The following is an 11,923-nucleotide window of genomic DNA, read 5'->3' on the forward strand; positions in this document are numbered from 1 at the left end:
ATTATCCTAACGCTCCCATCAAGTATACTACTGTAAAGATAAACACCCATACAACGTCAATGAAGTGCCAATATAAAGCAGCAGTATTAAATTTATGTGCATTATAAATACTTAATCCTCTAGCTCTATTACGGAAGATGAGTAATGTTAACCATACTAAACCTATAAGTACGTGGAATCCGTGTGTTCCTACTAAGAAGTAGAAGGCACTACCGAATGCACTTGAACGGAATGTATGACCTTGATGTACATACTCAACGAATTCATAAATTTCTAATCCTAAGAATCCTAATCCTAACAATATTGTAATACCAATCCAAAGGAATAATCCTTTAGCATTGAAATTACGCATATGATATAAAGCATACACACTTGTTAGAGATGATGTTAATAATAACATCGTCATTACGAACGCTAATGGTAAATGGAATAAATCTTTAGCTAATAAATGATCTTCACTTGGTACAGCATCTTTTAGTGCTAAGTAAGTAGCGAATAGTGATGCGAATAATGCAACCTCTCCACCTAAGAACACCCAAAATCCTACGAGTTTGTTCTTGCCTTCCATAGATGCTGTTTCAGGATGGTTTGGCCAATTGTCAGCTGTAAATTTTGCTTCTTCATGTGACATTAACGCTCACCCCTTTCATACTCTAATAACTCTTCTTTAGAAATATGATGACCGTGATCATCTTTAAGTGATCTTACAATCATACTTCCTGCAGTAATACCTAAACCAAGAATCAATACGTATACTGCCCATGGTTTTTCATGTAAATCTTTAACTGCATCTAAAGCCCATTCTTTACCATCTGCAAAGTATAAAGCACCGAATGCAGCTACGAATAAACCGAATGCTTGCATAAATGGAATAAATGAATTATTAGGCATATGAATCTCATCTAAAGATTCAGCTGGAAGAATTTTTCCGTCACCTTGAGTTTTTTCAATCCATAATGCATCTAATCCACGAACTAATGGTGTTTGTGCAAAGTTATAATGAGGTGTTGGTACTGGTAACGCCCATTCTAATGTACGACCGTCTCCCCAAGCATCTTTTCCAACTTTTTCACCTTTAGCTAATGTCATGATTACATTGATTACTTCAGTAATAACAGCTACTGCCATGAATAGCGCACCAATTGTTGATACTAAGTTTGGTATGTCATACCCTTGACCAGGTAAGTATGTAAATACTCGACGTGGCATACCCCATAGTCCTAAGAAATGTTGAATTAAGAATGTTAAATGGAAACCAATAAAGAATAACCAGAATGTTACTTTACCTAATTTTTCACTTAACATTTTACCAGCTATTAGCGGGAACCAATAATGTAAACCAGCTAATAATGCGAATACTACACCACCAACAATTACGTAGTGGAAGTGAGCAACGATAAAGTATGAGTCATGTAATTGATAGTCAGCTGGTGCTGATGCTTGCATAACACCTGTTACCCCACCCATAACGAATGATGGAATAAAGAATAACGCATATAACATAGGTGTTGTGAATTCAACGCTACCGCCCCATACAGTCAGCAACCAGTTGAATATTTTAACACCGGTTGGAACAGCAATTGCCATTGTTGCAACAGCGAATATTGCGTTAGCTACTGGACCTAAACCTACAGTGAACATGTGGTGAGCCCAAACCATGAATCCTAAGAATCCGATTAATACTGTAGCGAATACCATCGCTGAATAACCGAATAAACGTTTTCTAGCAAATACAGGTATAATTTCAGAGAATATACCAAATGCTGGTAATACTAAAATGTAAACTTCTGGGTGTCCAAAGATCCAGAATAAATGTTCCCAAATAATTGTGTTACCACCTTGAGATGCAACAAAGAATGATGTACCAAACATTCTATCGAATATTAATAAGAAAATACCGATAGTTAATGGTGGGAATGCAAATACGATTAATGTAGAAGCAACAAATGTTGTCCAAGTCATTAATGGCATACGCATATACGTCATACCAGGTGCTCTCATGTTAACGATTGTAGCTACAAAGTTAATACCAGCAATTAATGTACCAGCACCAGAGATTTGTAACCCTAGAGCATAGAAGTTAATACCATGCCCTGCCGATTCTAAAGATAAACTTGCATAAGATGTCCAACCTGCGTTAGGTGCTCCACCCAAAATCCATGATAAGTTTAAGAATATTCCACCGAAGAAGAATAACCAGAAACCTAATGCATTTAAGAATGGAAATGCAACATCTCGTGCACCAATTTGTAATGGAACAACTGCGTTCATATAACCGAATAGTAAAGGCATTGCGGCTAAGAATATCATTGTTGTACCATGCATTGTGATAATTTCATTAAACAGTCCAGCTGTAACAAAGTCGTTTTCTGGAACTGCTAACTGGATACGAATTAACATTGCTTCGATACCACCGATAGCAAAGAATAATCCCCCAGCAATTAAATACAAAATAGCAATTTTTTTGTGGTCGACTGTTGTTAAATAGTCCCAAATAGTCGATCCAAACCCCTTTTTACTTTGAGTAGACACTAGAGTAACCTCCCTTTCAATTCTTACTTATCAACTTTTCTTTCCATTAAGTAGGCAGATAAAGCGTCAATGTCTTCATCAGAAACTTTATATTGACCAGTCATCTTATTACCAGGTTTAACGCTTTCTGGGTCTTTAATCCATTTTTTAAGATTTTCTTCATCATGTTTTAAGTAACCTGCAATTAAATCACGATCACCAAAGTTAGTTAAGTTAGGGCCTTTAGCGCCATCTCCAGTTGGTGTAACAGCGTGACATCCTGCACATGATTTGTTAAATACCTTTTCACCTTCTTTAGCTTGGCTAGAAGTAGCGGCTACAGGTTTTTTAACGTCTTTCATATCTTTAACCCATTTATCAAAATCATCTTGTGGTAGGGCTTTCACTTTAAAGTCCATTAAAGCATGTGATGGTCCACATAACTCAGCACACTTACCATAGAATAGATTTTTGACTTCTTTAGCTCTTTTATCATCGAATTTTAAGTAGAATTTATTAATACCTTCTACGTTAGTATCCAATTTTCCTCCAACTGCTGGTACCCAGAATGAGTGTTTAACATCAGCTGAATGTAATCTGAAGTAAACTTTCTTATCTGTTGGTACAACCAGTTCTTGGCTGGTAACAATTTTTTCATTTGGATAACTAAACTCCCACCAATAAAGGTTAGCAGTTACATCAATAACAAGTTCTTTACTTTTACCTTTTTCATCTACTTTGTCGATTGCTTTCGTATCTCCAAGTGAGAACGTAAGCATCACAGTAGGAATTGCTAGAATAATAAGTAAAATGATTGGGATGATTGTCCAAACCAATTCTAATTTATGATTTCCTTCAACGTCTTTAGGTACATAATCTTCACCTAATTTTTTACGACGGAATTTAATCATTGCAAATAAGAATATAACAACAACTACAATAATAACTAGCAACATAATGCCTATTGAAAGCATTAGTAAAAAGAATTGTTTATCAGCAACTTCACCAGCTGGGTGAAGTACTGATAAATGTTTTTGTCCACAACCTGCTAATACAAACAGCAAAGTAGCAAGCAAACCGAACATTTTCGTGTTTTTTAAACGTGTCTTCATTCGTTTAACCCCTCTTTCATGCATTCATTCATAATTAATTATATTAATTGTATAACAGTTACGATAACTGTCATGACAAAGAAAATAACAAGATAATTTAAAGAAAAAACAAACATACTCGTAGCCCATTTTGATTTGTTTATTTCTTTTTTAAATCCATATAAAGCTAATAACATCCATGCTAAGTTGAGCAGTGTTGCAATAACGATAAACACTGTACCAAGTTGCGTCATTAAGAACGGTATCGGTAATAATAGAACTACCCAAAACAACATACTTAAACACGTTCTATTGAAGCTTTTAACTGACGGTAACATTGGTATATTAGCTAAGGCATATTCATCTTTACGACGATAAGCTAAAGCATAAAAATGAGCAGGTTGCCATGCAAATAACACTAAGAATAGTGTCCATGCTAATGGGCTTAATGATGGATCAATACTCGCCCAACCGATTAACGGCGGTATTGCACCTGGAAAACTTCCTACAACTGTATTCCAAACGGTATGTCTTTTTGACCATATTGAGTACAGTACTACATATCCAAATATACCAAGTAATCCAATTATGCCAGTTGGAATATTTATCATGAATAATAAAATTTCACCCACAACCATTAATCCGAAACTTAATTGTATTAAGTGGCGATTACTAATACGTCCATTTACTGTAGGTCTCTTTTGTTTTGAAGGCATGATAGAATCGATATCTTGATCGTAATAATTGTTTATAGCACATGCTCCGCCCATAATTAGGGTTGATCCTACCATCATTAATAGAACAACCGGTAAACTGTGGAAGAAGTTAAATCCACCAAATACTATTGCAAGCCACGCACCCGCAAATGTTGGAATCAGATTTCCTTGAACAAGACCCATTTTAATGATGGCTTTAATTTCATACAAAGTGAGACGTCCAGTTTCTATTTCTTTCTCAGAAGTCACACTATATTGATTTTGTTGCAATTTTGTCCCTCCTTCCATTATCTTTCACATATAACTCAATGATATATGAAAATTGTCACATAATCTATACATTTTTGAAACAAAATTTTGACATTTTATTACTTATACTTTGTTCGCATAAAAAGTCATTATTGTGTAACATTTACAATGCACATTCATTGTTATACTATATATATTAGTGTTTAAATTAGAATCGTATTAAAGTAAGAATAGTTGTTAATACGTTGTTCTCTTAAATTCTATCATATTTTGACATATAAATAAGGTTTATTTTAGAATAAAACTCATTTTATAGTACTATAAATATCAATTTTAATTTTACTTGAGGTGTTCGAATTGTTTAGTGATAAATTTTTAAAATGGCTATCTACTATAACGACAATTGTGATGCTCTTTGTCCAATTAGGTGGCGCATTAGTTACTAAGACTGGCTCCGCTGATGGTTGCGGAAACTCTTGGCCATTATGTCATGGCTCTGTTATACCTGCAGATTGGCCAGTTGAAACGATTATAGAATTAGCACATAGAGGCGTATCTGGGTTAGCACTTATTCTTGTTTGTCTACTTACTTATATAAGTTGGGTCAAACTTGGTCATATTAGAGAAGTTAAACCACTTTGTATTACAAGTATTGCATTTATTTTTGCACAAGCTTTAATTGGTGCAGCTGCTGTAATTTGGCAACAAAATGATTTTATTTTATCTCTACATTTCGGAATATCACTTATTAGCTTCGCATCAGTTTTATTATTAACATTAATTATTTATGAAGTTGATCAAAAATTCGAAGCTACAAGCTTAATAATAGATAAACACTTAAATTTCCACACTTATGCTGTTACATTATTTATATATTTTGTGATTTATTCAGGCGCACTTGTAAGACATGCAGATGCAAGTTTAGCATGTTTAAGTTGGCCATTATGTAGAAACGGTGAAGTCGGACTACCTCAAAACTTTTATGAATGGGTTCAAATGTCACATAGAACTTTAGCTTTCATCATATTTATTTGGATATTATATATATTCATTCATGCTTTCAAAAATTATACACAATACCGCGTTATTAAATACGGTTGGACATTAGCTTTTGTACTAGTTTGTTTACAAGTAACAACAGGTGCTTTATCAGTTATCACACGTGTTAATTTATTTATCGCACTCTTCCACGCATTATTTATAACAATGTTATTCGGATTATTATGTTACTTTATTATGCTAATATCACGTTCTAAACGTCGAAGTTAACTTACAAAAAGCCGCTTAAATCATCAATTGATTTAAGCGGCTTTTATTTTATTATGCTTTATCGATTGTAATAATCAAATCTTGTGTTTGAATACTGTCACCAGCTGAAACGTAAATATTGCTTACCGTTCCATCAAATGGTGCTTGTATTGTAGTTTCCATTTTCATTGCTTCAGTAATGATAAGTGCATCACCTTGTTTCACTTCATCACCTTGTTTTACTTTCACTTCTGAAATTGTACCAGGCATTTGAGCACCGATATGAGATTCATTACTTAAATCTGCTTTTTGTAGTACTGCCTCAGATACTTTAACATGTTCATCTTTAACGTATACTTTTCTAGGCTGACCATTCAACTCATAGTATACCCAACGATGACCATCTTCGTATACATGACCAATAGAAAGTAATTTAACGATTAAGATCTTACCTTTATCAATTGTTATTTCTACCGTTTCATTTTTCTTCATACCGAATAAGAATGTAGGTGTGTCTAACAATGATAAGTTTCCGAAACTTTCATATGTCTTAATATATTGTTCGTAAACTTTAGGATAAATGGCATAACTGATTAAATCTTGTTCCGTTACTTCCTCTTGTTGTTTAGCTTGTAGCTCTTCACGCAATGCATCAAAATCAACAGGCTCTAATAATTCACCTGGTCGTTTTTCAATTGGTTGTTGCCCTTTTAAGATGACTTTTTGTAATTCTTTATTAAAGCCATTTACCGGTTGACCAATTTCACCTTTAAAGAATGAAACTACTGATTCAGGGAAATCTAGTGAACGTCCACGTTTAATGACACTTTCTTCATCTAAATCATTTTGAACCATGTATAATGCCATGTCTCCAACTACTTTAGAAGAAGGTGTTACTTTTACGATATCTCCAAATAATAAGTTAACACGTTTATACATGTCTTTAACTTCATTAAATCTTTCACCTAATCCTAAACTCTTAGCTTGTTGACCAAGGTTAGAATACTGTCCACCTGGCATCTCATGTTGATAAATCTCAGTATGTGGAGAACGAATATCACTTTCAAAATCAGAATAATAGTTTCTAACTGTATCCCAATATTGAGATAATCTTTCAAGACCATCAATATTTGTTCTAACATCTCTTTCATTTCCACTTAATGCATAGTATAAAGAGTTAGCTGAAGGTTGTGATGTTGTACCACTCATACTTGCTACTGCAGTATCGATAACATCGACACCTGCTCTAATCGCACTTTGATAAACAAGTAATCCGTTACCGCTCGTATCATGAGTATGTAAATGGATTGGAATATCAATTTGTGTCTTCAATTCACTAATTAATTCATAAGCTGCTTTAGGTTTTAACAATCCAGCCATATCTTTAATGCCCAGAATATGTACACCTTCACGTTGTAATTCTTTAGCTAGATTAATGTAATACTCTAAAGTATATACGTTAGATCTTTCAGGATTTAAGATATCGCCTGTGTAGCAAATTGCACCTTCAGAAATTTTACCTGATTTTTGTACCGCTTCATTTGCGACTTTCATTTGATCTAACCAGTTTAATGAATCGAATATTCTAAATACATCGATTCCAGCTTCAGCACTTTCTTTAACAAATTTTTCAATCACATTATCAGGATAGTTTTTATATCCAACTGCGTTTGATGCTCTTAATAACATTTGGAATAACACATTTGGAATTTTTTTACGTAATCTTGTTAAACGTTCCCATGGATTTTCTTTTAAGAAGTTGTATGCCACATCAAATGTTGCACCGCCCCACATTTCTAATGAAAATGCGTCATTTAAATATTTAGCTGTTTCAGGTGCAATTTGTAACATATCGTATGTTCTCATACGTGTTGCTAATAATGATTGATGTGCATCTCTAAACGTCGTATCCGTCAATAATACTTCTTCTTGTTCTTTTAACCATTTACTTACTCCTTCAGGTCCATGTTGTTCTAGAATTTGTTTCGTACCTGATAATGATGCAATTTCTTCATTAGATACTTCTTCTAATTTGAACTTTTCAAAGTGTGGTTTTTCTCGTTTTTCAACACCAGGGAATCCATTTACCGAAATGTTCCCGATATATTGTAACGTCTTTGTACCTCTATCTCTAGTCGGTGTAATATCAAATAGTTCTGGGTTGTTTTCTAAGAATTTAGTTGTATATGTACCCTTCGCGAACTTCTCGTGATTTACCACATTATATAAGAATGGAATATTTGTTTTAATACCTCTTATTCTCATTTCTTTAAGAGAACGTAGCATTTTTTCAGTCGCTTGTCTTAATGACATAGCATGTGTTGAAACTTTCACTAATAATGAATCGTAATAAGGTGAAATTTCTGCACCTTCAAATCCATCACCAGCATCTAGTCTTACACCGAAACCACCACTTGAACGGTAAGCAATAATTTTACCTGTATCTGGCATGAAGTCATTTAATGGATCTTCAGTTGTGATACGACTTTGAATTGCGAAACCTAAAGTAGTAATGTCTTCTTGTTGTGGCATTTCAATTTTGTCACCAAATAATGATTCACCTTCAGCAACTAGAATTTGCGTCTTAACAATATCAATACCTGTTACCATTTCAGTAATGGTATGTTCTACTTGTACACGTGGGTTAACTTCAATAAAGTAGAATTCATCACCAGATACTAAGAACTCAACCGTACCTGCATTTACATATCCGATTTTCTTCATTAAGTCTAATGCGACATTACAAATACGATGTCTCAGTTCATCACCTAATGAAACAGATGGTGCAACTTCAACGACTTTTTGATGTCTACGTTGTACTGAACAATCTCTTTCATATAAATGAACTAAGTTTCCGTGTTCGTCACCTATGATTTGAACTTCAATATGTTTTGGTTGATCTATGTATTTTTCGACATAAACTTCACTATTTCCGAAAGATTTTCCAGCTTCTGATTTAGCTCTTTGGTATGCATCTTCTAATTCACTCGCATTATTGACGATACGCATGCCTTTACCACCACCACCTGAAATGGCTTTGATGATAACTGGGAAACCGTGTTCTTTTGTAAATGCTTCTACTTCCTCAAATGATTCAACCGCACCATCAGTTCCTGGAATAACTGGAACATCTGCAGCTATAGCTGTCGCTCTAGCTTTTACCTTATCCCCAAACATGTCTAAATGTTTAAGTTCTGGTCCGATAAATTTAATACCTTCTTCAGCACATCTCTTAGCGAATGTTTCATTTTCACTTAAAAAGCCATACCCCGGGTGAATCGCATCGACGCCTGCTTTTTTGGCAACTTTTATAATTGCTTCTATATTTAAATAACTTTCAGTTGGCCCTAGGTTTTCATCTACTAAATAAGACTCATCTGCTTTATATCTATGCAATGCCCCTAAGTCTTCATTAGAATAAATCGCTACCGTTTCAATATCTAACTCTGTTGCTGCTCTAAAAATTCTGATTGCAATTTCGCCTCGATTGGCTACTAATAATTTATTTATTTTGCTCATATTTGGAGGCTCCCCTCAATGTATTTGAATTTTCTAAAAACAATATATTAGTCCATTATATAAAAATTGCGGATTATATTCTACTATAATCCGCAATTTTTATATAATTTATTAATTTGATTGATTAATTATGCATTTATCTCGTGCTTTGACGACTCTCAATTCTTATCTGTTTAGCCGTTAATAATAGTATACCTGTCGCGATACTTAAGCTTAACATTGAGGATCCACCAAATGTCATAAATGGCAATGGAACACCTGTTAAAGGAATTGTTCCTGAAATACCAGCTAAGTTTACAAAAGTTTGAATACCAATATAGCTTGAAATACCTACACATACTAATTTAAAGAAATATGAATCCGTAAGGGCTGCATATAAGAAACCTTTATATACAATGAACCCAAGTAATCCTATTATGAATAACACGCCGACTAAGCCTAGTTCTTCTGCAATAACTGCAAAAATAAAGTCTGTATGCGGTTCAGGTAAATAACCTAATTTCATTATGCCATTACCTAGCCCTTTACCAAAGAGACCGCCGTTACCGATTGCTAATAATGAATTAGCTAAGTGATATCCAATACCGCTTTCGTAGTTGAAAGGATTTTCAAGTACATGAAATCGGTCTGCTTGGTGTTGTGACAGAATGCCACCTTTAAACACTATACTAAAGATAATGAGTAATACAACACCTGCAAAAATTGGACCAGACCATTTTAAAATTGCTTTAATACCAATACCTGAATATGCGAAGATACATAATACGATCATACATAGTATCAACGCTTGACCTGTATCATTTTGTAATAAGACTAATCCAATACAAGTACCAATTAAGAATAAAGGCATCATCAGTGCAAGTTTAAATTGTTTAAGTCGATTTCGTCTTTTATCAATAATGAATGATAAGTATAAAATCATTGCAACTTTCAATATTTCAGATGCTTGTAAGTTCATAAAACCTAAGTTAATCCAACTTTTTGCACCGTTAATTGTCGTACCAACAAGTAAAGTTAACACGAGCAAACCAAATATTGTAAATATAACAATTTGTTGTACTCTTTTATTTTTTAAAATGTTAATGTGCATAAAATACGACATAAAAAACACAATAAAAAATCCAACTATACAATATAGTAACTGCCTCACAAAAAAGTAAGTACCCGATACTGGGATACCACCTGTTAAAGTACCTTTTGTAGCAGCTACCATACTTGCGCTGTATACCATCACTAAGCCAATGAATGATAAAATGATATAAGTAATTAACAATGTGAAATCTATGTATTTTGAGTAATTCTTAATGTACTGGAAAAACCTCTTAATATATTCCATCGACTCATTCCAATTCTAAAAAAATAAGTCTAAAGAAAGATTTCTCCTCTCTAGACTTTGTATAATTTAAGCATTTGTGAAAGCATCATGCAATTTAGATAGTTCCTTTTCTAAACTTGCCATAAGTGTCTGACCCTTTTCTCTATCAACAAGTCCAATTTGTACTGCAAAATCTACTTCCTTTTGAAGACCAAACATTTGCGTATCTAAAACTTCCTCATATAAAGGACATTGTGGCATAGTTAAGTTGTCCATTTGTACCTTTATTAACTGAAGGATTTTTTCAGAATCGTTATATAATTGGTCATATGCCCTTTGACAAATTTCTGAATCGTAATGCATGACATACTCCCCCTTAATCTTTTTTAAGTTTCTATACTTATAAAATTTTAGACTACAAATCTGAAAATTGCAAGCGAAAACAGAAGGTTATTAATTACAAATATGTTAAAATTGAATTGTGAGATTGATAGGAGTGAAAAAATTGATACAAATTAAAGGAAATACGAAGTTTAATATTACGTTAGATGCAACAACATGGATTTTTGATGATCGCAAAGTAAAAATTGAAGATTTAGAGCAAGGTATCTTTAATGGCGAAAAGCCAATTGAATTTGAAAATAATGTTGCATGGAACCGTGCGATCCTTGAAGGTGCTACAAATCCTCCAACATTAAATAGTGAAACAACTTATAAAAGACGTTCATTTTTAAAAGATACTTATGTTATAAATGCGATGCCTTTTATCAAAAATGCTGAACCAAATGAAAACGCTACAAAAGTAGTCTTAAAAAATGATCAAGATTCAATTGATATTCCAATTGAACAATGGCCATATTTATTTTTCCAATTCTCTAAAGAAGGAAAAATGATATATAAAGATGGTAAAATCGACGCTTTTACTTATGATCAAGAAAATGGTTACCAAAATAAATTCAGTTATGTTTCAGACATAGAGGTTGTTTAACCATGATTATGAAAGTAAAATGTATTATTTGTGATTCTGTCGTTAATTTAGATTCTAAATCTAAAGAAGCAAAAAGATTAAGAAATCACCCAATCCGTACATTTATGTGCGATGATTGTAAAGCAAGACTTGATAAACCTAAATCAGAATACAAATAAAAAAGGCAGCTCTTAGGCACTGCACCCTTACTAAGGAAGCTCAATAAAAACACTATTTTCTAGGCTGCTAATTCCCTATATTCTATAGGGGATAAGTAGCCTAGTTTTTGTTGAATTCTAACTTTATT

At 33.4% G+C, this 11,923-nt stretch carries 10 protein-coding genes; 3 read left to right on the plus strand and 7 right to left on the minus strand.

Annotated elements, in window-relative coordinates:
* Position 1: 1 nt before the first annotated feature.
* The 4 genes from LQ693_RS08725 to cyoE are packed head-to-tail and all read right to left on the minus strand — an operon-like array spanning position 2 to position 4,567.
* Positions 2-631, minus strand: coding sequence for a cytochrome c oxidase subunit 3 (locus LQ693_RS08725; RefSeq protein WP_025904653.1), 630 nt, complete (start codon positions 629-631; stop codon positions 2-4).
* The gene (gene ctaD, locus LQ693_RS08730; RefSeq protein WP_025904654.1) at positions 631-2,532 is read right to left on the minus strand and encodes a cytochrome c oxidase subunit I; all 1,902 of its coding nucleotides are present in this window, start codon (positions 2,530-2,532) and stop codon (positions 631-633) included. The genes LQ693_RS08725 and ctaD overlap by 1 nt, the downstream gene beginning before the upstream one ends.
* A 23-nt stretch (positions 2,533-2,555) precedes the next feature.
* Positions 2,556-3,623 (minus strand): cytochrome c oxidase subunit II, encoded by a 1,068-nt coding sequence (gene coxB / locus LQ693_RS08735; RefSeq protein WP_025904655.1) that lies wholly within the window; start codon positions 3,621-3,623, stop codon positions 2,556-2,558.
* A gap of 38 nt (positions 3,624-3,661) precedes the next feature.
* Positions 3,662-4,567: a heme o synthase gene (cyoE, locus tag LQ693_RS08740; protein ID WP_239743665.1), complete on the minus strand. Its 906-nt coding sequence runs from the start codon at positions 4,565-4,567 to the stop codon at positions 3,662-3,664.
* Between the two features lie 357 nt (positions 4,568-4,924).
* Here cyoE and LQ693_RS08745 point away from each other — a divergent pair, with 357 nt between their 5' ends.
* Complete coding sequence (locus LQ693_RS08745) at positions 4,925-5,836, plus strand: COX15/CtaA family protein (RefSeq protein WP_107573150.1); 912 nt, start codon at positions 4,925-4,927, stop codon at positions 5,834-5,836.
* A 51-nt stretch (positions 5,837-5,887) separates the two neighbouring features.
* On the opposite strand, the gene LQ693_RS08750 is transcribed toward LQ693_RS08745, so the two are convergent.
* The 3 genes from LQ693_RS08750 to LQ693_RS08760 form a co-directional block, all read right to left on the minus strand.
* Positions 5,888-9,334, minus strand: coding sequence for a pyruvate carboxylase (locus LQ693_RS08750; RefSeq protein WP_025904658.1), 3,447 nt, complete (start codon positions 9,332-9,334; stop codon positions 5,888-5,890).
* Between the two features lie 136 nt (positions 9,335-9,470).
* Complete coding sequence (locus LQ693_RS08755; RefSeq protein ID WP_103360517.1) at positions 9,471-10,670, minus strand: FtsW/RodA/SpoVE family cell cycle protein; 1,200 nt, start codon at positions 10,668-10,670, stop codon at positions 9,471-9,473.
* A 66-nt stretch (positions 10,671-10,736) separates the two neighbouring features.
* Positions 10,737-11,012 carry an Fpa/YlaN family protein gene (locus LQ693_RS08760; RefSeq protein WP_025904660.1) on the minus strand — a complete coding sequence of 92 codons (276 nt, stop codon included), beginning with the start codon at positions 11,010-11,012 and terminating at the stop codon, positions 10,737-10,739.
* A 142-nt stretch (positions 11,013-11,154) separates the two neighbouring features.
* Between LQ693_RS08760 and LQ693_RS08765 the strand changes: the two genes are divergently transcribed.
* Together LQ693_RS08765 and LQ693_RS08770 are read left to right on the plus strand one after the other, a co-directional pair.
* Positions 11,155-11,637, plus strand: coding sequence for a hypothetical protein (locus tag LQ693_RS08765; protein WP_107565748.1), 483 nt, complete (start codon positions 11,155-11,157; stop codon positions 11,635-11,637).
* 5 nt (positions 11,638-11,642) lie between these two features.
* Positions 11,643-11,795 carry a DUF2197 domain-containing protein gene (locus LQ693_RS08770; RefSeq protein ID WP_080690503.1) on the plus strand — a complete coding sequence of 51 codons (153 nt, stop codon included), beginning with the start codon at positions 11,643-11,645 and terminating at the stop codon, positions 11,793-11,795.
* The last annotated feature ends 128 nt before the right edge of the window (positions 11,796-11,923 follow it).

Origin of the sequence: Mammaliicoccus sp. B-M6, from assembly GCF_022386965.1 — a bacterium.
GTDB lineage: Bacteria > Bacillota > Bacilli > Staphylococcales > Staphylococcaceae > Mammaliicoccus > Mammaliicoccus sciuri_A.